Origin of the sequence: Flavobacterium sp. KACC 22761 (assembly GCF_034058155.1) — a bacterium.
Classification (GTDB): Bacteria; Bacteroidota; Bacteroidia; order Flavobacteriales; family Flavobacteriaceae; genus Flavobacterium.
The window spans coordinates 3,263,106-3,289,098 of record NZ_CP139148.1; the positions used below are offsets into that span (position 1 = coordinate 3,263,106).

Below are 25,993 nucleotides of genomic sequence, written 5' to 3' on the forward strand. Positions count from 1 at the left end.
TCTGCCATGAAAAAGATAGCTTTAATTGTAGCAATATTAACATTAGGCATTTCTTGTAAAAAAGTAGATGCGCCGGCAGAATGTGTGGAAGGATGCGCGACTTTTTATTTTGAAAAACCGCAACCTGAAAATGATTCTGAGTTAGATCATTTCCCGAATAAATTCAGAGGATTGTATGTCAATAACGATTCAACTTTTATAAGAATTGAAGAAGATAGAATTCTAGAAGAATATTTTTGGAAGTTCAAAATTCATAAGCTTAAATTAGATTCACTAAAAGCTGACTGCGATATTGTTGATGGCAAATTAGTGGTAAAGGATACAAAATATTGGTACGACATGCGTCAAAAAGGCGACTCAATCGAATTAATTCAAAAAAATATTGATACGCTGTTTAGGTTTTCTTTTTATGAAAAAGCAAAACGAATTGACGGACAATTAATTTTGAGTAAAAAAGATTCCATATTTTGGAAAGTGAGATTTGTTTCGCTTGATAAAGAAGCACTCAAATTTAAAAACTTGTACGATCTAAAAGACCTTAAAAAATTAGATTCAGTAACTAAAATAAAAGCAAAAAAGCTTGATTCTATTTCCTACTTGATGAAACCAGCAAGAAGCGAATTCAAAAAGATTTTTAAAATTAAACATTTAGGATACGATCAGGAATATAAAAAGGTCTCCAAATAAACATGGGAAAAATATAAAATTCGGCTAAAATCCAAGAAGTAGAGAATTTTCATTAATGCCTACATTTGAGTAAATATCAAACAGCCAGCAAATGAAAAATCATAATATCTTTTCAAAAACTTGGTATTTATTAAAAACGACATTTTTAGAATTCAGCGACGATAATGCGATTAAGTTAAGCGCAGCATTGTCCTATTATACCATTTTTGCATTGCCTCCTTTATTGATAATTATAATTACTATTTGTGGCTTCTTTTTTGGGGAAGAGGCAGTCACAGGCCAGTTATACGGCCAAATAAATAGATTGGTAGGGAATAATGCAGCGGTACAAATTCAGGAGGCAATAAAAAATGTTCAATTATCAGACAGCAATGTGTTTGTGACCGTTTTTGGGGTTGTAATGTTGCTAATTGGGGCGTCTGGAGTTTTTGCCGAAATCCAGAGTTCTATTAATTATATTTGGGGATTGCGGGCCAAACCCAATAGAGGTTTGCGAAAATTTATCCAAAACAGAATTATGTCGTTTTCTATGATAGTTTCGGTTGGATTCTTGATGTTGGTCAGTTTAATGATCAACGCTACTTTAGACGTTTTAAATGCTCGTTTGAAACTTTATTTTCCAGACACAACAGTTTATTTTTTTTATGTGCTTAATTTGATGATTGTTTTTGCTAGTATCACCTTGCTTTTTGCAATTATATTCCGAACTTTACCTGACGGAGTGATCAAATGGAAAGATGCCTTTATTGGAGCTTCTTGCACGGCAATTTTATTTATGATAGGTAAATTTGCGATCGGACTTTACTTAGGAAATTCTACTGTAGCAAGTGTTTACGGTGCAGCTGGTTCTGTGATTATAATTTTAGTTTGGGTGTATTACTCGGCTATTATTTTGTATTTTGGAGCTGAATTTACAAAAGTCTATGCAAAAGCTTTTGGAGGAAGTATTTCGCCAAATGATTATTCTGTAGAAATACAAAAAGAGATTTTTGAAATCGAAAATAATTAAAAAAACGGCCACAGATTAAAATGATTTATTCAGATTAAAAAATCATTTTAATCCATTTAATCTGTGGCAAAAAATACCACAATATGAAAATAATAGCCTTTGGAGGAAGCAACAGCAAACAGTCAATCAATAAGCGTTTAGCGACTTATGCATCTAGTTTATTTGAAAATGCAGATGTTGAAGTTTTAGATTTGAATGATTTTGCAATGCCAGTATTCAGCGTTGATCTTGAAAAAGAAGTTGGTCAGCACAAAGTTGCACAAGCATTCTTAAACAAATTGAAAGAAGCTGATATTCTAGTAGTTTCAATGGCAGAAAATAACGGAAATTATTCTGTTGCTTTCAAAAATGTTTTTGACTGGAGTTCCCGAATAGAAAAAGATGTTTTTCAGCACAAACCAATGTTGTTGTTGGCAACTTCGCCGGGAGGCAGAGGAGGCGCATCAGTTTTAGGAATTGCACAGAATCTTTTCCCACGTTATGGCGCCGAAATAAAAGGAAGTTTCTCATTGCCATCATTTGGCGCGAATTTTGATTTAAATGATAATAAAATTTCAAATGTCGAGTTTGACAAAGAACTGAAAGATATTATCAAATCAAATTTTTAAATGCCACAAAAAAAGATTTCATTATTATTCCTTTTGCTTCATATTATTTTTTTCAATTTCGCTTCTGCACAAAAAGTAAGCGAAGTTGATAAAATTGTTGCAAAATACCCTAAAAGTTTTGCTAGTACTGAAAAATTAGCCGACAGGATTGAAAAAGATTTTGATTCCGATTATGATCGTGCGCGCGCCATTTACAGCTGGATTGCATTCAATGTAAAATATGACTTTAATACTTTTTTGAATCCGCCCAGAACACAAGGTTTCAGTTATTCTTCCGAGGCTGAAAAGCAACGAAAAATTAAACAGATTAATGACAATCTGATTCAAAAAACTTTTAAAACTCAAAAAGCCGTTTGTGAAGGTTTTACAGCCTTGTATCAGCATTTGGCTAATGAAATGGGGATTAAATGTGAAATAATTCGTGGTGATTCTAAAATTTCATTGAGAGATATCGGAAGAAAAACAACTTCATCCAATCATGCTTGGAATATGGTTTTGATTGATAAAAAATGGCGCTTGGTCGATGTGACTTGGGGACAAGGCTATTACGACAGCAGTAAAGGCCGAATGGTCAATGATTTTAATCCTGCTTATTTTGATACAGATCCAGATTATTTCTTTGCCAAACATTTTCCAGATTCAGGAACTTTTTTAGGAAATCGATTAGATAAAGATGCATTCTTAAACGGCCCTTTGATTTACAATAAAACCATCGAAGAAGATTATCAAGTTAAAACGCCAGATTCAGGAATTATCGAAGCAAGGAGAGGAGATAAAATTACAGTTGAGATCAAAAATCTTTCAAAATCAGATCAGGTTTTTTATTTGAATAAAAGAAATCAGCCTGTAAAAATCCAAAACGTAAAAGAAAAAAGGGGAGGTTTGGAGTTTCAGATTTTGATTGATAGTAGTGTAGGAGAATATATTACGATTTATGCCAATACAAATAGTATTGTTTCTTTTAAAATTGTTTCGAATAATTCATAGCCAAGTCTTTTATTACATTTTATTCTTTTACGAAATAGCCGTATCTTAGCAAGAATGAAATGAATTTAAATGCTATGGAAACAACTTTTCTGAAATCAATCTTAGACAATGATTTCTATAAATTTACGATGCAACATGCCGTAATCAGGCTTTTTCCAAAGGCAAAAGTTCGTTATGGATTTATAAATCGAGGAAAACATGTTTTTCCGCCTGGATTTGGAGATTTGCTTCGAAAATCGGTTGATGCATTGTCTGAACTTCGTTTGACAAAAGAAGAAAAGAATTATTTAGCGCATTATTGTCCTTATCTTGATCCCACTTATTTAGATTTTCTGCAAGGATATAATTACGATCCATCTGAAGTTCAGATCAGTCAGGAAGGCTCGGAAATAAAAGTTACCGTTGAAGGATTTTGGTACAGAACTATTTTGTGGGAAGTGCCTTTAATGGCCTTGATTTCGGAACTTTTTTATAAATCCAATCATTTAATTCGTTTGAATGATGAAGCCATAAAAGAGCTGACCAAAGAAAAAATTGATAAATACAATAAACTTGGTGTTTCTATTTTAGAGTTTGGAACAAGAAGACGTCATTCCTATGATGTTCATGAGCTGGTAAATGAAACTTTACAAACTTATGGAGGACAGAGTTTTATTGGAACCAGTAATGTGCATTTTGCGATGGTCAACAATAGAAGGCCTTTGGGCACGCATGCACACGAATGGTTTATGTTTCATGCCGCACAATATGGTTTTCAGGTGGCGAATTTTACAAGTCTTGAAAACTGGACAAATGTTTACAGAGGAGATCTCGGAATTGCGTTGACAGATACCTATACGACCGAAATATTCTTCAATCAGTTTGATAAAAAATATTCCAAACTTTTTGACGGTGTTCGACATGATAGTGGCGACCCGATAGAATTTGCTAAAAAAGTGATTTCTCATTATATAAAAATGGGAATTGATCCAAAATCAAAAGTCATCGTTTTCTCAGATTCGCTTAATTACGACAAAGTAAAAACGATTGTAGATTTCTGTCAAGACAAAATAAAAATGTCTTTCGGAATCGGAACAAATTTTACCAATGATGTCGGTTTACCAGCGATGAATATGGTTATAAAATTAACTGAAACAAAACCTGACAATACACATTGGCAAGGCGTTGTGAAACTTTCTGACGAAAAAAATAAAAATACGGGAACGCCTGAAATGATTGCGCTCGCAAAAGAAGTACTCGGAATCAAATAGTATTTTTTTGTTTCATAGCTGATTTTTTATATTTTTAACGGTCGTATTTTTTAAAATAAATTTAAATTGGTTTAAAAACTGTTATTATTCGTAACAAAAGAAAAAATACGCTTTCATTTTTTACCGATAAATGGTACATTAGCCAAAAATCCTAAATTCATTTATGCTAGAGCAAAATCAATACAACGAAGATAATATTCGTTCACTCGATTGGAAGGAACATATTCGTATGCGTCCGGGTATGTACATCGGGAAATTAGGGGACGGATCATCACCGGATGATGGTATTTACATTCTTTTGAAAGAGGTTTTAGACAACTGTATCGATGAATTCGTTATGGGTGCCGGAAAAACTATCGAGGTAAGTATTAAAGACAAAACAGTTTCGGTTCGTGATTACGGACGTGGAATTCCATTGGGAAAAGTGGTCGATGTAGTTTCGAAAATGAATACTGGAGGAAAGTACGATTCTAAAGCTTTCCAGAAGTCAGTAGGTTTGAACGGTGTCGGAACAAAGGCAGTGAATGCGCTTTCTACTTTTTTCCGCGTAGAATCTGTTCGTGATGACAAACAAAAAGGAGCAGAGTTTTCGGCAGGAAATTTGGTTTTAGAAGAAGATGTAATCGATACGACCAAACGTAAAGGAACAAAAGTAATTTTTACGCCAGACGAAACGATTTTCAAAAACTATAAATTCCGTATGGAATATGTAGTGAAAATGGTCAAAAACTATTGTTATTTGAATAATGGTTTGACGATTATTTTCAACGGAGAAAAATATTATTCAGAAAACGGACTTCGTGATTTGTTGGAAGAAACAATCAGCGAAGAAGATTTAGAATATCCAATTATCCATTTAAAAGACCACGATATTGAGGTTGCATTAACGCATAGTAAAACCCAATACAGTGAAGAATATCACTCTTTCGTAAACGGTCAGAATACAACGCAGGGAGGAACACACTTAGCTGCTTACCGTGAAGCTGTTGTAAAAACAATTCGTGAGTTTTACAACAAGAATTTTGAAGCATCAGACGTTCGTAAATCGATTGTAAGTGCGATTAGTATTAAAGTAATGGAACCAGTTTTTGAGTCTCAGACTAAAACTAAATTAGGTTCTACCGATATGGGTTCTGATGATGGAACGCCAGCAGTTTCTGTTCGTACTTTCGTAAACGATTTTATCAAAACGAAGCTGGATAATTATTTGCATAAAAATCCGCCGACAGCTGAGGCCTTATTGCGTAAAATTCTTCAGGCAGAACGTGAAAGAAAAGAATTGTCAGGAATTAGAAAATTAGCGACAGATCGTGCTAAAAAAGCCAATCTGCACAATAAAAAATTGAGAGATTGCCGAGCGCATCTTCCAGATACTAAAAACCCTAGAAACTTAGAAAGTACGCTTTTTATTACCGAGGGAGATTCGGCTTCTGGATCAATTACAAAGTCGCGCGACGTAAATACACAAGCCGTTTTCAGTTTGCGTGGTAAGCCTTTGAATTCATACGGAATGTCTAAAAAAATCGTGTATGAAAACGAAGAATTCAACTTGCTTCAAGCGGCACTTGACATCGAAGACGGTCTGGAAAAATTACGTTACAACAACATCGTAATCGCAACCGATGCCGATGTCGACGGAATGCACATTCGTTTATTGTTGATTACGTTTTTCCTTCAGTTTTTCCCAGAATTAATCAAAGAAGGGCATTTGTATATTTTACAGACGCCGCTTTTCAGAGTTAGAAATAAAAAAGAAACGATTTATTGTTATTCTGAAGAAGAAAGAAAAGATGCGATTGAAAAATTAAAGCCAAAACCAGAAATCACGCGATTCAAAGGTTTAGGAGAGATTTCGCCAGATGAGTTCAAGAACTTTATTGGAGATACGATTCGCCTTGATCCTGTTATGATGGATAAACATACTTCAATCGAGCAGCTGTTATCTTTCTATATGGGTAAAAATACACCAGACAGACAGGACTTTATTATAAAGAATCTGAAGGTTGAGATTGATGAGCTTGAAGAGGCTTAAAAAATTAACACCTGTTTTTAGTATATGAAAAAAGTATTTTTTTTGTTGACAATTTTAATATTGATTTCTTGTAAAAAAGAGCAAGAGAAGTCTTCGTCTGATTTGACGCCAATGGTTAGTAAATCTTCTACAGAAAAAATCAGAGAAAGAGATTTTCCTTTGAAGGATTTATCTAAAGTTGAGTTTTTATCTTATGAAGACCGAATGCGATGGGATGATATTAAAAATAGATATACAAAAGACCTTGTTGTTGATTATAAATTGAATTTCGATAGTACACAAGTCAAAGAAAGAGTAGTATTAAATTCAGTATTGAAAACAGAATTACTGGAATTAATGTCTCAGGATAGTTGTAAATTAGAAAATTTACCTAGAGATTGTTATATGCCCCGACATATGATAATTTTTAGAGATCAAAAAAATAGAATAATTGGTTACAAAGAGCTTTGTTTGTCATGTCATGGTTTTAGAGAATCAAAAAATCTGGAAAATTACAATGGCTTTTGTTATAGTCAAATGGAAGAGCTTTTTAAAAAAGCTGGAATCAAATATTTTGACGAAGATTATGAATAATAGAAATAGTTTACTGAAATAATTCAGCATATAAAATGAAAGACGAAGAAGACGATAACATAATTCCAAACGACGACGAGAATAATTCAGAGGAAAATCTGGATAACATTCAGGATGGCGATGATGATGTGATTGATGGTGAAGGAAAACATTTTGAAGGAGCACATTTTTACGAAAATCAGGAAGAAGAAGGAGAAGATGTTATTACGAAGGTAACGGGAATGTATAAAGACTGGTTCTTGGATTATGCTTCGTATGTAATTCTAGAACGTGCAGTTCCTGCTATCGAGGACGGATTTAAACCTGTTCAGCGTCGTATTATGCACTCTTTAAAAGAGCTGGATGATGGTCGTTATAATAAAGTTGCCAATGTTGTTGGTCACACCATGCAGTATCACCCACACGGTGATGCGAGTATTGGTGATGCCATGGTACAAATCGGTCAAAAAGATTTATTGATTGACTGTCAAGGAAACTGGGGAAATATCTTAACTGGTGATGGTGCAGCAGCACCCCGTTATATTGAGGCACGTTTATCTAAATTTGCTTTAGAGGTTTTGTATTCTCCAAAAATTACAGAATGGGGACTATCTTATGACGGTAGAAAAGCTGAACCGATAAATCTTCCAGTAAAATTCCCTTTGCTTTTGGCTCAAGGTGCAGAAGGTATTGCAGTTGGACTTTCTACAAAAGTACTTCCTCATAACTTTAATGAATTAATTGACGCTTCGATTAAAATCTTAAAAGGGAAATCGTTTACTCTTTACCCAGATTTTGCAACAGCCGGTGTTGCTGACGTTTCGAATTACAACGACGGAATGCGTGGCGGACGTGTGCGTGTTCGTGCTAAAATTTCGCAATTAGACAAAAACACTTTGGTCATTACGCAGATTCCGTTTTCTACCAATACATCGAGTTTGATTGATAGTATTTTGAAAGCCAATGAAAAAGGTAAAATCAAAATCAAGAAAATTGAAGATAACACGGCTGCCGATGTAGAGATTCTGATTCATCTTTTCCCTGGTGTTTCGCCAGATAAAACGATCGATGCTTTATTTGCATTTACGGCCTGTGAAACTTCTATTGCACCTTTAGGATGTGTGATTGAAGATAATAAACCATTGTTTATTGGAGTTTCTGAAATGTTGAAAATTTCAACCGAAAGAACGGTTGATTTGCTAAAACAAGAGCTTGAAATTCAATTAGAAGAATTAAAAAATAAGTGGCATTTCTCTACTTTGGAAAAAATCTTCATTCGTGAAGAAATGTATATTGACTTCAAATTATACGGCGATAGAGAATCACTTTATAAATATTTATACGATCGTTTTGAGCCTTTCAAGAAATCATTTGTTAGAGAAATCAACGATGATGATTTACAGCGCTTGACTCAAATCCCGATGATTCGTATAACACGTTTCGATTCTGATAAAGCCGATGATTTAATTGCGAAGTTAGAAGACGAAATGAAAGAAGTACAGCATAATCTGGAACACTTAACAGATTTTGCAATTGCTTATTTTACCAAATTAAAAGAGAAATACGGAAAAGGACGCGAACGCCAGACAGAACTTCGCGTGTTTGATAATGTAGAAGCAACAAAAGTTGTTTTAAGAAATACAAAACTTTACGTAAACCGCGAAGAAGGTTTCGTAGGAACTAGTTTAAAGAAAGATGAATACGTAGGCGACTGTTCTGATATTGATGATGTGATCGTGTTTTTGCGAGACGGAACCATGATGATTACAAAAGTCGATGCCAAGACTTTTATCGGAAAAGACATTATACACGCAGCGGTTTTTGATAAAAATGATAAACGAACGATTTATAATATGATGTACCGTGATGGTAAATCAGGTCCGTCTTATATAAAACGTTTTAATGTTACCGGAGTAACACGTGATAAAGCCTACGATTTAACAAATGGAACAAATGGTTCGCAAGTAGTTTATTTTTCACATAATCCAAATGGAGAAGCTGAAGTTGTCACTATTTTATTGCGTCAAGTTGGAACAATTAAGAAGCTGAAATTCGATATTGATTTCGCTAAGTTAGCCATTAAAGGACGTGGCTCTAAAGGAAACTTGGTGACCAAATATCCAATCAAGAAAATCGAATTAAAAGAGAAAGGAATTTCGACTCTGTTGCCAAGAAAAGTTTGGTTTGATGATACCGTAAAACGTTTAAATGTTGACGCAAGAGGAGAATTGTTAGGAGAATTTAAACCAACAGATAAAATTTTAGTAATTAGCCAGTCAGGAAAATTAAAAGTAATCATTCCAGAATTATCAACCCATTTTGATGAAGATATGATTGTTCTGGAAAAATGGAAACCTAAAAAACCAATTTCTGCAATTTATTATGATGGTGAAAAAGAGCGTTATTTCTTGAAACGTTTCTTGGTTGAAAATGAAGGAAAAGAAGAAAGCTTTATTACAGATCACCCAAATTCACAATTGGAAATCGTTTCGACAGATTATCGTCCGGTTGCACAATTGGTTTTTGCCAAAGTAAAAGGTGTTCAAAAAGACGATCTTCATATTGATGTAGAGGATTTTATAGCCGTAAAAGGTTTTAAAGCTCTTGGGAATCAATTGACAACAGATAAACTAAAACAGGTAAACTTATTAGACCCGCTTCCTTATGAAGAACCTGTTGAAGAAGTTCCTGAAAGACCAGAAATTTCAGAAGATGATGCTGTGGAGACAGAATTAGATGACGACGGCCAAATTGGTTTGGTTTTAGAATAAAAAAAAACGCTAAGATTAATTTCTTAGCGTTTTTTTATAGGTAGATGTCCCTATTAATTCTCAACAGGAACAATTTCTTCTTTAATCCATTTTACTTCGTTGTTTTCAATAACTACTGAAATAGTATCACCATCTTTGACTTCTCCGGAAATTATTTTCTTAGCTAGAGGCCTTCTTAAATGCGTTCTAATAATGCTTTTAATTGGTCTTGCACCATATTTGGCATTGTAACCATTTTCGGCAAGATGGAGTTTGGCTTCCATAGGAATCTCGACTTTAATATTGATGTTTTTCAATAAATCCATGAACTCTTTTTTAAGATGGATTTCAAATATTTTCAATGCATTTTCTTTGCTGATAGGTGCAAAAGGTACAATTTCTGTTAAACGTCCCAAAAATTCAGGCCTGAAATAATTAGCCATAATTTCCATTAGAGAATTTGAAGTCGGAATTTCACCATTATTGAATGTATTGACGATATAATCTGCACCGATATTTGAGGTAAAAAGAATAATGGCATTAGAGAAATCACCTTCTTTTCCTAAACGATCGTGCAGTTTTCCTTCGTCCATAATCTGTAGAAATACGTCAAAGACGGAAGGATGTGCTTTTTCAATTTCATCAAACAAAACAATAGAATAGGGCTTTTGTCTAATTTTGTTTACTAATAAGCCACCTTCTTCGTAACCAACATAGCCAGGAGGCGCACCGTTGAGTGGAGTTATTTATGTGATAGTTTTGAAAAACCTTAAAAATAAATCTTCAAATGTTTATCCATATCGCTTATTTATAGATAAGTAAGAATAGAAAAGACTTGATAGCAAATCAAGTCTTTTCTATTTAAAAAGAGAGTTCAAATTAATTTCTTTTTTCTCTTTCAATTTCTTCACAATTTTTAAAAATGCAATTGCTGTGATATATGCATCGCCCAAAGCAGTGTGACGATCTTTTTTAGAGATATCAAATTTGTCTGCAAGATCGTCTAATGTATAATGATCTTTTCGTTCAAATAAATGCGACTGAATCAAAGTCTTTTTATATAAATAAGCGGTATCTAAAGTTTTATTGGTTAATTGTGGAAGCCCGTTTCTTTCTAAAGCCTTATTAATCATGGTGACATCAAAAATGGTATGATGCGCAATGATTATGGAATCTCCTAAAAAGTTTAAAAACTGTTGTAAAGCTTCTAATTCAGTCGGACGTTTTACAAGCAAATCTTTTAAAATACCATGAATTTGTGCTGTTGATTTATCATAATGATCTTGTTCTAAATACACTTCAAAACTTTCCTGGACATTAATAATTCCGTTTTGAAGAACAAGTGCACCAATGCATAAAATTCGATCATTTTCATAGTCAAATCCTGTAGTTTCGGTATCTAAAACCACAAAACGAGTTTCTTCGATAGTACTATTTTCATCGAATAGATTGCTTTCTTCCTTCTTCCAAAAATTGAATAAACTCATTATTATACCAGATTTGAGATGTTAAAACGTACAGAAATAAGTTCCTGAAGTTCTTTTATGGTTTTAAAAGTACGCTTCAGCTTAATTTTTTCCATTTTGGTTAAAGATTCCAATTCGATAAACTGGCCGGAATCGTGATGCAAAAGACCTTGTTTGGTTCTGAATTTCAATAAAGCTTTAAACGAGTACGAACACGATAAATACAGTTCTCTATTGGTCGGTTCTAATTCGGCTAATTTCTCAAAACGCTCCGCAGTATTACTGATTCCTTTTACCGAATGAGATAAAATTAAAAGACGTGCAGCATCAGTCAATGGCATTAAAGCTCTTCGTTTAATATCAAAATTATCTTTATTGGCTCCATCTTGTTCAACTAGAAACTGCCTGAAAAATCCGGTAGGAGAAGGGCTTTGCAAAGCACCGCTCACCAAATGCATATAAAAAATCGGATTTGCCTTTACATCTTCAAAAATATAATTTGACAATTGGCTTACAATTTCAGAGTCGCCATACGTCAAACTATAATCAAAGAAAATGAATGACAATAAAACCTCATTTTTGCCCGGATTTGTGATCCAATGATGCACATGATTTTTCCATTCATCGAGGCTCATACACCATTTTGGGTTTGAAGCCATCATTTCGGCAGGACAATAATCATAACCAATATCAAAAAGGCCTTTATTGACAAATCCGGCAAATTTTAGAAAATAAATTTTGGTTTCGTCTTTAAAAACTTCGTTTACATTTTCATAAACAATCGCATTATCCTGATCGGTATGAAGCATTTGTTCACCTCTTCCTTGACTTCCAAGTGCAAGCCAAGCAAATTTCACAGGTGGCGGACTGCTCATTTTTTCTAAACAAATCTCAATAACCCGATTGGTGCAGGCTTCATTAAGTTCTGTGATGATTTTGGTAATCAAAGTCATCGGAATATTTTGATCCAGATAACCTTGAAGCAATTGCATAATTCGATTGCGAATTGGTTTTATTTCTTTGATTTTTTTGGTGCGTTTTAAAGCTTTTATCAAAACTGCAGGATTATTTCCAAGCGCGACCATAACGTCATGTTTCGATAAAATTCCAACAGCTTTGGTATTTACAGTTCCGTCTTTTGTCAAACACAAATGGCTGATATTGCTTTTCATCATGGCCATTTGCGCCTCTGTAACCGTCATTTTTTTTGGATATGTAATAACGGGTTTTGTCATTATAGTTTCCGCTGTAGTTGTGATTGGAAAGTCGCCAGTAACGATTTTATTTCTAAGATCTTTATCGGTCAAAATACCAATTGGCAACATTTCGTCAACAATCAAAATGGCACCAACTTTCTTTTTATTCATAATTTTTGCAACATCTTTAACCGTAGTTGACGGACTGCAGGTCACAATTTTTTTAGAATATTTTATCGGCGCCAAATCAAAAGAATGATTGCTCGAATGCAAATTTTCATTCAATTGATCCTCATGACCATATAATTTATCTTTATGAATGTCAGAATACGGATTTCGGGTATTTGAGGCATAACTCTCGATCAAAAAATTGCCAACATTTCTGTTCTCCAACGCATAAGGCTTAAAAACCGCAATCGGAATAGCATATAAAATACTTTCCTCATGCGCGACCGCTTCCATAATATAATTTTCTTGTGCCAAAAGCGGACGCAATCCAAAAATATCGCCTTCATCACACATGTCCAAAACAGTATTTTTTGTGTTTTTTTTCAAAGCCACAGCTCCTTTATGAACCACGTAAAAGGAATCATGTGTTTTGTCATTTTCGGCAAAAATCACAGCATCTTTTTCTTTATAAATAATAGAAATCTGTTCCGACAGTTTTTCCAGATCTTTCTGATGCAAAAAATTAAATGGCGGATAATTTTTTAAAAAGTCGGCAACTCTTTGCGAAATGGTATTTTTCATTTGGTTAGATTAAAGCCCTAATGTACTATTTAAAATATAAATGTAAAAGAAACACGTTATATTAATTTGCTACAAAGGCACAAAGTCGCAAAGAAATAAGTCCTTGGCGTCTTTGTGCCTTTGTGGCAGAAAAACTTAATTATTTAATCTACTTTATAAACTGTTCCGCGCTGTTTTTCTTCAGAGCCCACCAATCCAAATTCAAAAGTATAAGAATCTTTTGCAGTGGTTAAAATTTTCATACTGATGGCTTTTTCTTCAGCCATGTTTTTCGGATGTTTTTTCTGCAGCACATATTCACAATCACTCACCCAGCGAATTGTGGCAGTATCTGTTTTTCCTTCAAAAGTCTCGATTTCAATACTGTCTTTTCGCTCAAAGAAAGTAGTTTTTTTAACTCCATTGACTTCGGTTTCAAATTTGAACTTTCCGGTTTTGAAATCTTTGCAATTATGTTCGGCGTTATAGCAAGATACTAAAGCCAGAAAAGGAAATAAGAATATAATTTTTTTCATTTTGAATTGAGTTGTTTTTTAGAAGCTAATCCTGCTTTCCATTACAATCTTTTTGTTTTTAAAGAAAAAACAAAAAGGATTTCCATTTCAATCAGGGCTAGGGATTTAGTTTTCAAGAGTTCTTTTATTAATTAAAGAACAAAAAGAAAATTATGAGAGTTATAAAAGTTAAGAAAAGCAAATTCCGCTTTTTGTTTTTTGGACTCTGTTCTTCGGTTAAATTTGTTCTACAGAATTTAATTAAGATCCACCAACATGTTCCACCAAAATTTGCATAATATTCTATCATTTCAATCTTTTTAATTCGTCGTCTGCAAAGTTCTTGATTTCTTTTTCCTTAGCAAATTTTTCGGCGTTATAATTTCCCGATTTGTTTTTGGGAATCGACAAACTATTCCATTCGCTGTTTTTCAATTGTTTGGCATAAAAAACAATCTGCCCAACATGATAAGGATAATGCGCCAATTGACGATTAATAGCTTCAATAACCGTGTGGCCTTCATTTCTGATATAAATAATGTCTGAAAGTTGATCTGCTTTTAAACTTTGTAGAGTGTTTTCTAGACAATTCCAGCCTTTGTTCCAAATTTCCAAAACTTGCTCTTTAGATTGTAAATCATTCTCAAATTCTGAATCACGGTCACGCCAATCTTTTTCACCATCAGAAGTCAAAAAATCGGTCCAGCGCGAAAGCATATTGCCGGAAATATGTTTTACAATTGTAGCGATGCTGTTTGTATCGGGGTTAGTTGAAACAAAAAGCTGTTCAGGCTCTAACTGATCAATGGCTTTTTCACCAAGCATTTTATAATACAAAAACTGCTTTTTTGCACTTTCTAAATAAGATTGATCGGCACTCATAATTAAACGATTTTGATATCATATTTATCTAAAAGTCCAGCAATTCCCTCATTAGAAAATTGCGCTTTTTTCATCGGATTGAATTCCGGATCGATTTTGTAATTGTAAGCCGTTTTAAAATTAACTCCGGCTAATTGTGTTTCATTGAAAATTGCACCGTCAAGGTCGCAATTGTCAAATAACGAACTCGTTAAGTTGGTTCCAATAAACGTCACTTCGCGTACGGAACAATTAATGAATTTGGTTTTTGGCATTTTTTTATTCGAAAATAATGCATAATCCAAAACGCTTTCTTCAAAATGAACTTGAAATAAAAAATCATCACATTCGTTAAAAGCAATTCCTAAAAGCTTGCAATTTCTAAAAGTGACATTTTTTAAACTTGTCCCTGCCAAGCTTGTCATGGAGAGATTGCAATCAATAAATTCGCAATCTAAAAAAGTATTGTAGCCAAAATTGCTGTTTGAAAAATCGCAGTTTTTAAAAACACAATCTTCAAACTCCCGATTGTTTATTTTTTTGTCAATGTAAACAACTTTTTCGAATGTTTTCTGAATGTGAATTAGACTTTCCATGAATGTTTTTTAGGTTTTTGCGCATTATGACGAACTCGAAGTATATAGATGTTCTCCTTTGTTGTCTGGTAAGAGACCGCATAATCGTAAACAGAATAAACTCTGAAACTGCCATCATTTTTGGTTTTCTGTTTATCCAGTTTATAGATTTCAGGTTGAGTTTTAAGAATTTCGGTACTATCAAAAATAGTATTAACAACTTTATCAGCAATAGTAATCGATTTACTTTCAAAGAAAATGTAAAAATGAATGTCTTCTAATTGGCTCAAAGCATTATTTGTCCAAATTATTTTCTTCCCCATTTTTTTGCAATTTCTTTAGCTTCATCTTCAGTATAAAAATTACCTTTTTTAATATCGTCTAAGGCATTTTCGATATCTAAATTATAAGCTTCATCTGAGTTAATTGCGGTATTATTTATTGATTGCAAAAGATGTTTGAGTTTTTCAACAAAAGAAGGGTCTTTTACTTTATCAATTTCCTGATGAATCCAGTTTATTTCTGCTTGCATATCCATAACGAAGAATTTTAGTAAAGATACAAATTAGTCATTAAATAAGCCTTTCATGATAGTTTTCAATCCATAAAAAATCAAAAACATTGAACTCAAACAAGCTATAATTCCGATTCCCAAAACCAGATAATGCCAGTTTGTATGCTGATTCTGAAAAGCATTATAAATCAATGTTGGTCCAAGAAACATAAGAGGCAGAGCGCCTGATAAATATTTCACTCCTTTTTTTAGTAATTCTTTATTTGTTGCCATCTTTTTTGTTTCAAGTTCCAAGTTGTTGGAACTTTATTTAATCGCAAAGTTCGCAAAGTTTTAGATAAAAACCTTGCGAACTTTACGTAAATATTGGCGAACCTAGCGGTTAAATTTCTACACAGTAAAACCTTTACCTTTTATAATTGTCAACAGCATTTCTAACGCTGCCGTATTTTTTTAATAAATCTGAAGCGTCGTCATACGAGACAGGAATTTCTTCCATAATCATTTTAACGCCTCGGTCAACTAATTTTATATTGCTCAATTGCATATCGACCATTTTGTTGCCGCGCACTTTTCCAAGCTGAATCATCGCAGCAGTCGAAATCATGTTTAAAACCAATTTTTGTGCTGTTCCCGCTTTCATTCTCGAACTTCCGGTTATAAACTCAGGACCTACAACTACTTCAATAGGAAATTGCGCCGTTAATGCCAATGGGCTTCCTGCATTACAAGTAATACAGCCGGTAATGATATTGTTTTGATTACAGGTTTCTAGCCCCCCAATAACATAAGGAGTTGTTCCCGAGGCCGCAATTCCGATTACAACATCATTTGAATCGATTTTATGGTTTTTAAGATCAATCCAAGCTTGTGTAGGGTTATCTTCTGCATTTTCTACTGCACGTCTTATGGCAGTATCACCGCCTGCAATAATGCCATTTACTAAATCAAAAGGAACGCCAAATGTTGGAGGACATTCTGAAGCATCAACAACACCAAGTCGGCCAGAAGTTCCAGCTCCAATATAAAACAATCTGCCACCTAATTTCAGTTTTTCAACTATTTGCGGAATCAAGGCTTCAATTTGTGGCAAAGCTTTTTCTACTGCATAAGGAACAGTTTTATCTTCTTGATTAATATTAGACAACAATTCATGAACAGACATTTTCTCTAAATGTTCGTATTTTGAGGCTTGTTCAGTAGTTTTTGTAAATGTCATTTTATCGTTATTTAGACTGGTCAAAATTAATATTTTTTTCTCTGAATCCCGAAATTTAGATTACAAACTCACAAAGATTTAAAGTTTTGTTTGTGATGTTGCGAAAGCTTTCTTACATCTGCAAAAAATGAACTAAAATATTATATTTGTTAAATAAAAAAATAAGAATGGATAAATTAGTCTTTTTGGATAGCGTTGCTCGCATTGCTGTCTTTGTTTCGTTATTACTGGCACTTTTTTTATTAACGGTAAAAACGGAAAATAAATTAGCTAATAGACTATTTGCTTGTTTTATTATTTTTTCAGCCGTTGATTTCAGCGGACTTCTAGCATATTCTCGTCCTTTGGAGTATATGAATATAGAATTCTTTAGAAGTACAATCTGTTTGCTGGAAATGCCTTTGATTTATCTGTATGTTTTGGCTGTTTGTTATTCTGATTTTCGATTGAAATGGAAACATTTAGTCTACACGCTTCCTTTTGTAGTGATGAATTTTGTTTTGATGCCGAGGATTTATTTGAAATCTGGGGCTGAAAAGCAATATGTTTTAGATCATTTCAATGAAATGTTTGAGATTTACTTTTTTCAAATTTTAATCGAAGTTCAATATTGGTTTTATATTGTCGGTATGTTTTTAGTTTTAAGAAAATACAGAAGAATTTATCTTGAAAATTATACCAATCCCAGCACTTCTACCTATAAATGGCTTTTTCAGATGACTTGCGTTTTTGTAGTCATGCATTCGATTACGGCTACAAAAAACTTAATGCGCTACACAACTTCCAGAGATAATTTTCTTTGGGGAAATGTTCTTATGGTAGTTATGGCGTTATGTGTGATATGCTGGTTTGTAATGAAAGCGTTAAATCATCCTGAACTTTTTAGAGGAATTAATTCTAAAATACAATTAACTAAAGAATTTCTTTCTAAAGAAAATAATGGTATAACAGAAACTGTAAATGATCAGGATGAAGCTGTCCTCTCTCAAATTTCTGCATTAAAAAATTATATGACAGAGAAAGAACCTTATCTCGATCCGTCGCTAACAATTCAGGAACTTTCAAATCAAATTAATATTCCGGTTCGGGATTTATCGGTTTTGATTAATCATAAAATGGACCAGCATTTTTTTGATTTTGTCAATGAGTATCGCATTGAAAAAGCTATGGGAATTTTGAAAAATCCGTTAAAAAAAGAGTTAACTGTTTTAGAAATCTTGTATGAAGTGGGTTTTAACTCAAAATCTTCCTTTAATGCCGCATTCAAAAAATATACAAATCTTACGCCAACAGCTTACCGAAATGCTTCGTAGTAAGTAAATCGTGCTAAAGAACTAAAATGTTATATTTGATAAATAATCAAAAAAACGAATGAATAGGATAAGTTTTTTAACTGCCATGGCTGGAATATCAGTTTTTGTTTCCTTATTGCTGGCCTTCTTTTTGCTAACTGTGCAAACCAAAAATAAACTGGCAAATAGGCTATTTGCTTGTTATTTGATTTTTTTTGCGCTTGATAATAGCGGTATTTTTATTGACGACAACTTCATTATAAACCATTTTAACTTGGAGTTTTTTAGATGGACAATTTGTGCTTTGATATTACCAGCTTTTTATCTTTATGTATTGTCGGTTTGTTTTGCTGATTTTAGGTTAAGGTCAAAACATTTGTTGCATCTAATTCCGTTTATCGTTACAAATGCAGTTTTTTTGTTCAGACTTTATCTTTTGAGTGATGCCGAAAAAAAACTGTTTTACGCACATCGTGATCAATCTCCCGAAATGTTCTATATGTTTTTTGTTTTGGGCCTACAAACAGTCGTATATAGTATTGGCGTATTTTTAGTTTTAAAAAAATACAGAGAAATATTTCAGGAAAATTATACGAATCCAAGAACTTCTATTTTTAAATGGTTGTTTCAAATCGCCATGGTTCTGTTTGTGATCTATTACCTGTCGATCGCTAAAAATATGGTGCGATATGCTGCTTTAGATTTCTTGTGGATTTGGTCTAATACAATACTGCAATTTCTGGTTTTGGCGGTGACCTGCTGGTTTATTTTAAAAGCGCTGAATTATCCAGAACTTTTTAGAGGAATCGATTCTAAACTGCTATTGGCAAGAGATATTATTCATGAGCATAAAAATATTGATGAAGTAAAAGAGAATCAAAATGATGAAATTGCGACTCAAATTGCTTTGCTGAAAAAATACATGACAGAAAAGGAACCTTTTCTTGATCCGTCGCTTACTATTCAAGAACTTTCTAATCAAATAAATATTCCGGTTCGGGATTTGTCAATTTTGATTAATCATCATATTGATCAACATTTTTTTGATTTTGTAAATGAATATCGTATTCAAAAAGCGATGAATATTTTAAAAAATCCTTTAAAAAATGATTTGACCGTTCTGGAAATTTTATACGAAGTGGGTTTTAACTCAAAATCGTCGTTTAATACGTATTTTAAAAAGTACACTAATTTAACGCCTACAGCGTACCGAAACGCTTCATAATAAAGGCTTTGTAAAAAGTCGTACTTCAGGCGCAATAAAGTCGAACCAATTTCTTGAACAGAAAATGGTTCGACTTTTTTTGTCGGTCGCACAGGAAGATTTTCTAAGGCAACTTTGCTTCAAATTAATCGAACAAGTTAAAATTAGAAACCATGAAAAAATTACATCTCCTTATCTTTTTAGTATTGCCTTTATTTTGTCTAGCACAATCAACATTAAAATTAAAAGGAAAAATTGCAAGTGAAACAAAATCTTTAGAGTGGGCAGAAGTCTCCATTTTAAATGTAGAAGGGAAAATTATTGACGGAACTATGGCAAAAGAAGATGGTTCTTTTGAAATCAATCTAAAAAATGGTTCTTATAAAATCAAAGTTAGTCTTTTGGGATTTGCAGATTATGAAAAAGAAATTTCTTTAGAAAAAGATACCGATTTAGGAACTATTGTACTTAGTGAAAATGAAACAAAATTAGTTGAAGTTGTCGTTCAGTCTAAAAAGAAAACCATCGAACAGAAAACAGATCGTTTGGTTTATAATCTAGAAAATAATGTTACCAACGTGGGTGGCGACGCTTTGAGCGCTATTAATACGGCTCCTGGTGTTGTCGTGCAGAATAATACAATTAATATTTTAGGAAAAGGAACTTCTAGAGTTATGATTGATGGAAGAATTATTGAATTAACGGGCGAAGAATTGAATAATTTTTTAAAATCAATTTCGGCAAGCGACATCAAAAATATTGAAATCATCAGCAATCCGCCCGCAAAATATGAAGCTGAAGGAACTGGCGGATTGATTAATATTATTATGAAAAAAGGAGCTCGTGATTCTTGGAAAAATACAATTACGGCTTCTTATGATCAAAGCAAATATGGAATTTTTACTTTGAGAGATAATTTCTTCTACAACAAAAATAAATTCCGTTTCTCAGCAAGTGTCAATGGAAAAACAGGTTATAAAAATGTAGATGAAGTTTCAAATGTTTATTTTGAAGATGGGCTTTCGAATCTGAATGCAAGAACAAAATTGAAAAACGAAAGTCTATCAGGAAAAATAGCTTTGGATTATGATTTTTCAGAAAAAACAACCGTTGGTTTTCAAATTTTGAATGATATAACCAATCCTGATTTTCAATCCGATATTTTGGTTAATAAATACAATACAGAAAATGAATTGCAGCATTACATCATCAACAACAGTTTTGCTGACAGAGAATCCAAAAATCAAACATATAATGCGCATTTGATTACAAAATTAGATCCCTTGAACCGAAAATTATCCTTTGATGTAGATTACTTTAATTACAGTTCAAAATTTGATCGTGAGTTTATTGCAAATAATTACTTGGCTGATGGAACTTTTGTTGATGTTAATCAATCTGGAAGAAATATTTCGAATCAAGATATTGATAATTTGAGTTTTAAAGCAGATATGGAACATCCGCTAGAAAAGTTGAATTTGTCTTATGGAGCCAAAGCTAGTTTTACAAATAGCATAAGCGATGTACTTTATTACGATACAATTACAGGAACTCCAGTATTAGATCCAAGCCAATCAAACCGATTTAAATACACTGAAAATAATCAGGCAGTTTATATTAATGGAGATAAAAAAGTAAATGAAAAATGGAATTTTCAATTGGGATTGCGACTTGAAAATACGCAAACAAAAGGATTTTCTGAAACATTGAATCAAGAAACAGTAAATGATTATTTCAAACTTTTTCCGACTGTTTTTACGTCATACAAAAAGAATGAGAACAATAGTTTTAGTTTAAATTATGGAAAAAGAATCAACAGACCTCGTTTTGATTTGCTGAATCCATTCCGTATTTACATCAGCAGTAATAGTTATTCAGAAGGGAATCCGTTTTTAAAGCCTTCTTTTAGTGACAATTTTGAGTTTGCTCATTCGTACAAAGAAATTTTAAGAACAAGTGTTTTCTTAAACATAATCACAGATGGTTACGGCGTTTTGTTTACTTCGAATCCAGAAACAAGCACACAGATCATAACACGTGATAATTATTTTAAAAGTTTAAATTATGGCATTGGAGAGAATTATTCCGCAAAATTTGCTAAATGGTGGCAGAGTGAAAATTCGGTATATTTTTTAGGTGCAAAAACGGAGTTTATCAAAGATATCAATGCAACGCCATCTAATAGTTTGCAAATTGATTTTTCTACAAACAATACTTTTACGTTAGGCAAAACAACAAAATTGCAAATTGATTTTTCATATACGACACCTTATAAAAGTGGTTTATATGAAATAGGGTATGCTTCTAGTTTTGATATCGGATTTAAGCAAGATTTGTTTAATAAAACCATGCAAATTGCGTTTTTGGCAAATGATATTTTTAATACTTCTTACTTAAAAGATTTTGCTTCGGTTGTAAATGGCGTAAAACAGGTTTATAGCAATAATGAAAGCAATCGATTTGTTCGTTTGTCAGTAATTTACAATTTCGGAAATAATAAAATCAATGCGAAGGAACGAAATTTCGGTAATCAGGACGAGAGAAAGAGAGCGAATTAAATGAGATAATTAGATAATGTGTCAATGAGTCAATTAGAAAATTATCTAATTGGCTCATTTTCTAATTGACTCATTATAAAAAGAATGCCAATAAAATTCCGAGAACGATCATTGAAACTTTGGCAACATTGAATTTATGTCCTTCACTGCTTTCGAAAATAATCGTCGATGAAATATGGAACAAAATTCCGATTACGATTGCGGTTATTTCGGTATAATAGTCATTTAAAATTGATAAATATTCTGAAGCGATTGTTCCGAGAGGCGTCATGATCGCAAAAGTGAGCATGAAGGCAAAAATGGCTTTTTTATTTAAATCGGCATTGATGAAAAATGTCGTTAAAATTACCGCGATTGGCAAATGATGAATCGCAATTCCAACAGCCAAACCGTGATGATGACTAACAGGAAAACCTTCTAAAAAAGCATGAATACACAAACTGATGAATAAAAGCCAAGGAATTTGAGACATCTTCGCATGCCCGTGAACGTGTCCGTGTTCGGCACCTTTCGAGAAAAACTCGAGCACAATCTGGAATAAAATTCCGATCATTATAAAGATGCCAATATTACGATTATGAGATTCGTAAACTTCTGGCAGAAGATGCATTACGGTCAATGACAATAAAAAAGAACCACTGAAAGCCAGCAGTAATTTTAAATTGGTTTTGTTTTCTGGTTTAATAAACAAAGCCACACTATATCCTAAAAGTACAGAAATTAAGGGTAGTAAATAGTTCATCTTTTTGTTTAATCGTTTTTTTGCTTAATTGTTTAATCGGTTTTGGTCAACGTGCTTAAACGATTAAACAAATTGACGATTTAACGATTAAACCTATTTAAAAATCATGATTAATCTTTCGCTTTCGGTTTTGTGGAATTTTTTGAGTTTGTAATCTCCAAAAATATCTAAAAGGTAAATTCCAGCTTCGTCCATTAAATCTTGAAAATCTTTTAAAGTCAGTGCTTTTACTTTTTCGGTAAAATGAAATTTTCGGCCTTGATCTTCAAAATCTATTTCTTTGAAAATATGACCATCTTCAACATATCTTTTAATGTGAAAATCGATTCCGTCAACCGTTTTGACTTCTTCAGGAACAAGAGTTTCAATAACTTGAGTCACATTCATAAAATCGATTACCGCAAAACCATATTCAGACAAGCTTTCTTTAATGGCTTTTAGGGTTGTCAGATTGTCATCGTCGCTTTCGAAATAGCCAAAACTTGTAAAAAGATTAAAAATGGCATCAAATTTTTCTTCAAATGGTTCACGCATGTCGTGCACTTTGAAATGAAGATTTTCGTTGCTGTTTTTGCTGGCTTCGGCAATACTGTTTTCAGATAAATCGGCGCCCAAAACATTAAACCCTAACTGATTTAAATAAATAGAGTGTCTTCCTTTTCCGCAAGCCAAATCTAATACTTTTGCTTTTTCTGGCAAGTTCAGGTAATGCGTTAAGTTGTCCATGAAAATCTGAGCTTCTCTATAGTTTCTATCCTTATAAAGAATATGATAATAGGGAGTATCAAACCATGATGTAAACCAGTTTTCAGTGTTACGATCTTGATTAGGTGTTGATGAGTTCGGTGCTTCAGACATTTATTCTATTTCAATTAATTCAAAGTCCGGCAAATTTAGTGTATTTTTGCCGAAAAATAACTATTTCGCTATCATAGGTAATGGTGATTGGCTTTTTTTAATTGAAAAAAAATGGAAGAAAATTTTAAAATGATAGCCAAATGTTTTTTTGGTTTCGAAGAAATATTAGAGAATGAATTGCGCGCACTTGGTGCTCAAGATGTTGAGAAAGGCGTGCGAATGGTAAGTTTTAAAGGAGATAAAGGTTTTATGTACAAAGCCAATTTGTCACTTAGAACAGCACTTAAGGTTTTGAAGCCAATTTATTCTTTTAGAGCAAACAACGATCAAGCTTTGTATAAAGGAATTTCAGGCATGAATTGGGCTAAATTTCTAAATGCCAATCAAACTTTTGTGATTGATACAACCGTGCATTCGACTTACTTTAACCATTCTGAGTTTGTTTCACAAAAATGTAAAGATGCGATTGTTGACCAATTTAGAGAAAGAACAGGCCAGCGCCCAAGTATTGACAAACAACATCCAGATTTGCGAATCAACATTCATATTGACAAAGATCAGGTTTCGGTTTCTTTAGATACTTCTGGAGCTTCACTTCATCAGCGTGGTTATAGAACAGCTACAAATATTGCGCCTATTAATGAGGTTTTGGCAGCTGGAATTCTTTTGTTATCAGGTTGGGACGGGCAAAGTCATTTTCTAGATCCAATGTGTGGTTCAGGTACTTTCTTGGCAGAAGCGGCAATGATTGCCTGCAACATTGCGGCAAACATCAACAGAAAAGAATTTGCTTTTGAAAAATGGAAAGACTGGGATAATGACTTATTTGACAAGATTGTCGATAGTTTGATGAAAAAAACTAGAGAGTTTCATTATACAATTAAAGGTTTTGACAAAGCACCAAGTGCAATCGGCAAAGCAAAAGACAATATAAGAAATGCAAATCTTGAGGATTATGTGACCATTCGCGAAGACAACTTTTTTGATACTGAAAAAGAAGTAGAAGGCAAGTTACATATTGTTTTCAATCCGCCTTATGATGAGCGTTTGGACATTCATATGGAAAGATTCTACGCTAGTATTGGCGATACTTTGAAGAAAAATTATCCAGGAACAAACGCTTGGTTCATTACAGCAAACTTGGAAGCCTTAAAGTTTGTTGGATTGAAACCTTCAAGAAAAATCAAACTTTTCAACGGAAGTCTTGAAGCACGTTTGGTTAAATACGAAATGTACGAAGGAAGCAAGAGAACGAAATTTCAACAATAAGGTTCTAAGGTGCTAAGCTTCTAAAGGACTAAGAAATTTAGCTTTAAGTATAAAAGATGATTCAGGTTTTAAGGGATTAAGTCCAAAGAAAGAAACCTTAGAATCTTAGCACCTCAGCACCTTAGCAACTATAAAAATAATGACAAAACTACAAGTAAGAGCTTTTTTATATCAATTAGGAACATTTGCAATTTTATTTATCGCAGGAAGATATGTAATTGCAATGTATACTGGATTAACTGGAATTTGGATTCCAATGACTTCTTTTGTTGTTGCGACTATTATTGGACCAAAATTCCAAGCGGTACGAACAAAAGATGGCGAAAAGCTTTTTATGAAATGGATTTTTATAAAAGGAATTAAAGAAATCGAATAATTTTTTAAAAAAGGCATTTATGAGGAAAATTGGTCTTATTGGGGGAATCAGTTGGGTTTCAACCGGAGATTATTACAAACTTATTAACGAAGGAATAAATGAAAGATTGGGAGGCTTGAACTTCTCAGAATGTTTGGTTTATTCTTTTAATTATGCTGATATTAAAAGAAATAACGACAACAACGATTGGGATTCGACTTTTGAAATGCTTTTAAAAGGATGCGAATTTTTGAAATCGGGTGGGGCGGAAGCGATTATTTTATGTGCCAACACCATGCATTTAATTGCTGACAGGCTTCAAGAAGCAATTGGTCTTCCGCTAATTCATATTGCTACAGCTACGGCGATTGAAATTCAAAAGCAAAATATTAAGAAAGTTGCATTATTAGGAACCAAGTTTACAATGGAACTTGATTTCTTCAAAGAAAAGCTACAAGCAAAAGGAATCGAAACGATAATTCCCGAAAATCAGGAAGACAAAGATTTTATTCATTACACTATTTTTGAAGAATTAGGCCGAGGATTGGTAACCGACGAAACTAAAAAACGTTATTTAGAAATTGCCAATGATTTGATTTCAAAAGGTGCTGAAGGAATTATTTTAGGTTGTACCGAAATTCCTTTAGTAATAAAACCAGAAGATGTTTCGGTTGCTGTTTTTGATACTGCTTTGATCCATTCAAAAGCGGCGGTTGATTTTCAGTTGTCTTAATACGATTTAAAATAAAAGAAAGCCACGAATTC

25 protein-coding genes and 1 pseudogene are annotated in these 25,993 nt (G+C 33.2%); 14 read left to right on the forward strand and 12 right to left on the reverse strand.

The annotated features are described in order from the left end of the window. Positions 1-6 precede the first annotated feature (6 nt). From SCB73_RS14100 to SCB73_RS14135, 8 genes are all read left to right on the forward strand, one after another. Positions 7-687 carry a hypothetical protein gene (locus SCB73_RS14100; protein WP_320566851.1) on the forward strand — a complete coding sequence of 227 codons (681 nt, stop codon included), beginning with the start codon at positions 7-9 and terminating at the stop codon, positions 685-687. A gap of 91 nt (positions 688-778) precedes the next feature. Then, positions 779-1,696: a YihY/virulence factor BrkB family protein gene (locus SCB73_RS14105; protein WP_320566852.1), complete on the forward strand. Its 918-nt coding sequence runs from the start codon at positions 779-781 to the stop codon at positions 1,694-1,696. Positions 1,697-1,779: 83 nt separating this feature from the next. Continuing rightward, the gene (locus SCB73_RS14110; protein WP_320566853.1) at positions 1,780-2,304 is read left to right on the forward strand and encodes an NADPH-dependent FMN reductase; all 525 of its coding nucleotides are present in this window, start codon (positions 1,780-1,782) and stop codon (positions 2,302-2,304) included. Then, complete coding sequence (locus tag SCB73_RS14115) at positions 2,305-3,291, forward strand: transglutaminase domain-containing protein (protein WP_320566854.1); 987 nt, start codon at positions 2,305-2,307, stop codon at positions 3,289-3,291. Positions 3,292-3,365: 74 nt separating this feature from the next. Then, positions 3,366-4,541, forward strand: a complete 1,176-nt coding sequence (gene pncB / locus SCB73_RS14120; RefSeq protein ID WP_320566855.1) for a nicotinate phosphoribosyltransferase — start codon at positions 3,366-3,368, stop codon at positions 4,539-4,541. Positions 4,542-4,704: 163 nt separating this feature from the next. Further along, positions 4,705-6,573 carry a DNA topoisomerase IV subunit B gene (locus SCB73_RS14125; RefSeq protein ID WP_320566856.1) on the forward strand — a complete coding sequence of 623 codons (1,869 nt, stop codon included), beginning with the start codon at positions 4,705-4,707 and terminating at the stop codon, positions 6,571-6,573. Positions 6,574-6,597: 24 nt separating this feature from the next. Next, positions 6,598-7,146, forward strand: coding sequence for a hypothetical protein (locus SCB73_RS14130; RefSeq protein WP_320566857.1), 549 nt, complete (start codon positions 6,598-6,600; stop codon positions 7,144-7,146). 35 nt (positions 7,147-7,181) lie between these two features. Beyond that, positions 7,182-9,896, forward strand: coding sequence for a DNA gyrase/topoisomerase IV subunit A (locus SCB73_RS14135; RefSeq protein ID WP_320566858.1), 2,715 nt, complete (start codon positions 7,182-7,184; stop codon positions 9,894-9,896). A 53-nt stretch (positions 9,897-9,949) separates the two neighbouring features. On the opposite strand, the pseudogene SCB73_RS14140 reads toward SCB73_RS14135, so the two are convergent. From SCB73_RS14140 to murQ, 10 genes and pseudogenes are all read right to left on the reverse strand, one after another. Further along, a pseudogene (locus SCB73_RS14140) lies at positions 9,950-10,612 on the reverse strand (AAA family ATPase); the annotation flags it as partial. A 120-nt stretch (positions 10,613-10,732) separates the two neighbouring features. Then, positions 10,733-11,362 (reverse strand): 3'-5' exonuclease, encoded by a 630-nt coding sequence (locus SCB73_RS14145; protein WP_320566859.1) that lies wholly within the window; start codon positions 11,360-11,362, stop codon positions 10,733-10,735. Between the two features lie 2 nt (positions 11,363-11,364). Next, positions 11,365-13,287: a DUF294 nucleotidyltransferase-like domain-containing protein gene (locus tag SCB73_RS14150; RefSeq protein WP_320566860.1), complete on the reverse strand. Its 1,923-nt coding sequence runs from the start codon at positions 13,285-13,287 to the stop codon at positions 11,365-11,367. Positions 13,288-13,430: 143 nt separating this feature from the next. Next, positions 13,431-13,802 carry a DNA topoisomerase IV gene (locus tag SCB73_RS14155; protein WP_320566861.1) on the reverse strand — a complete coding sequence of 124 codons (372 nt, stop codon included), beginning with the start codon at positions 13,800-13,802 and terminating at the stop codon, positions 13,431-13,433. 285 nt (positions 13,803-14,087) lie between these two features. Then, a complete protein-coding gene (locus SCB73_RS14160) occupies positions 14,088-14,663 on the reverse strand; it encodes a DUF1572 family protein (protein ID WP_320566862.1) in 576 nt (191 codons plus the stop codon). Between the two features lie 2 nt (positions 14,664-14,665). After that, positions 14,666-15,238 carry a pentapeptide repeat-containing protein gene (locus SCB73_RS14165; RefSeq protein WP_320566863.1) on the reverse strand — a complete coding sequence of 191 codons (573 nt, stop codon included), beginning with the start codon at positions 15,236-15,238 and terminating at the stop codon, positions 14,666-14,668. Then, positions 15,226-15,540 (reverse strand): type II toxin-antitoxin system RelE/ParE family toxin, encoded by a 315-nt coding sequence (locus tag SCB73_RS14170; protein WP_320566864.1) that lies wholly within the window; start codon positions 15,538-15,540, stop codon positions 15,226-15,228. The genes SCB73_RS14165 and SCB73_RS14170 overlap by 13 nt, the downstream gene beginning before the upstream one ends. After that, positions 15,525-15,755: a hypothetical protein gene (locus SCB73_RS14175; protein WP_320566865.1), complete on the reverse strand. Its 231-nt coding sequence runs from the start codon at positions 15,753-15,755 to the stop codon at positions 15,525-15,527. The genes SCB73_RS14170 and SCB73_RS14175 overlap by 16 nt, the downstream gene beginning before the upstream one ends. A gap of 27 nt (positions 15,756-15,782) precedes the next feature. Beyond that, the gene (locus SCB73_RS14180; RefSeq protein ID WP_320566866.1) at positions 15,783-16,004 is read right to left on the reverse strand and encodes a DUF6095 family protein; all 222 of its coding nucleotides are present in this window, start codon (positions 16,002-16,004) and stop codon (positions 15,783-15,785) included. Between the two features lie 133 nt (positions 16,005-16,137). After that, on the reverse strand, positions 16,138-16,950 hold the full coding sequence (gene murQ / locus SCB73_RS14185; protein ID WP_320566867.1) for an N-acetylmuramic acid 6-phosphate etherase: 813 nt from the start codon (positions 16,948-16,950) through the stop codon (positions 16,138-16,140). A 167-nt stretch (positions 16,951-17,117) separates the two neighbouring features. On the opposite strand from murQ, the gene SCB73_RS14190 reads away from it, so the two are divergent. From SCB73_RS14190 to SCB73_RS14200, 3 genes are all read left to right on the forward strand, one after another. Then, positions 17,118-18,263 (forward strand): helix-turn-helix domain-containing protein, encoded by a 1,146-nt coding sequence (locus SCB73_RS14190; RefSeq protein WP_320566868.1) that lies wholly within the window; start codon positions 17,118-17,120, stop codon positions 18,261-18,263. 58 nt (positions 18,264-18,321) lie between these two features. Next, positions 18,322-19,467, forward strand: a complete 1,146-nt coding sequence (locus SCB73_RS14195) for a helix-turn-helix domain-containing protein (protein WP_320566869.1) — start codon at positions 18,322-18,324, stop codon at positions 19,465-19,467. A gap of 152 nt (positions 19,468-19,619) precedes the next feature. Continuing rightward, on the forward strand, positions 19,620-22,004 hold the full coding sequence (locus SCB73_RS14200) for a TonB-dependent receptor (RefSeq protein ID WP_320566870.1): 2,385 nt from the start codon (positions 19,620-19,622) through the stop codon (positions 22,002-22,004). A 73-nt stretch (positions 22,005-22,077) separates the two neighbouring features. Here the strand turns inward: SCB73_RS14200 and SCB73_RS14205 are convergent, their stop codons facing one another. Together SCB73_RS14205 and SCB73_RS14210 are read right to left on the reverse strand one after the other, a co-directional pair. Continuing rightward, a complete protein-coding gene (locus tag SCB73_RS14205; protein WP_320566871.1) occupies positions 22,078-22,746 on the reverse strand; it encodes a ZIP family metal transporter in 669 nt (222 codons plus the stop codon). A gap of 93 nt (positions 22,747-22,839) precedes the next feature. Further along, positions 22,840-23,604, reverse strand: coding sequence for a class I SAM-dependent methyltransferase (locus tag SCB73_RS14210; RefSeq protein WP_320566872.1), 765 nt, complete (start codon positions 23,602-23,604; stop codon positions 22,840-22,842). 111 nt (positions 23,605-23,715) lie between these two features. Here SCB73_RS14210 and SCB73_RS14215 point away from each other — a divergent pair, with 111 nt between their 5' ends. The 3 genes from SCB73_RS14215 (at position 23,716) to SCB73_RS14225 (ending at position 25,961) form a co-directional block, all read left to right on the forward strand. Continuing rightward, on the forward strand, positions 23,716-24,873 hold the full coding sequence (locus SCB73_RS14215; protein ID WP_320566873.1) for a THUMP domain-containing class I SAM-dependent RNA methyltransferase: 1,158 nt from the start codon (positions 23,716-23,718) through the stop codon (positions 24,871-24,873). Between the two features lie 139 nt (positions 24,874-25,012). Beyond that, entirely contained in the window at positions 25,013-25,249 is a 237-nt protein-coding gene (locus SCB73_RS14220; RefSeq protein WP_320566874.1) for a hypothetical protein, read from the forward strand. Between the two features lie 19 nt (positions 25,250-25,268). Next, entirely contained in the window at positions 25,269-25,961 is a 693-nt protein-coding gene (locus SCB73_RS14225) for an aspartate/glutamate racemase family protein (protein ID WP_320566875.1), read from the forward strand. The last annotated feature ends 32 nt before the right edge of the window (positions 25,962-25,993 follow it).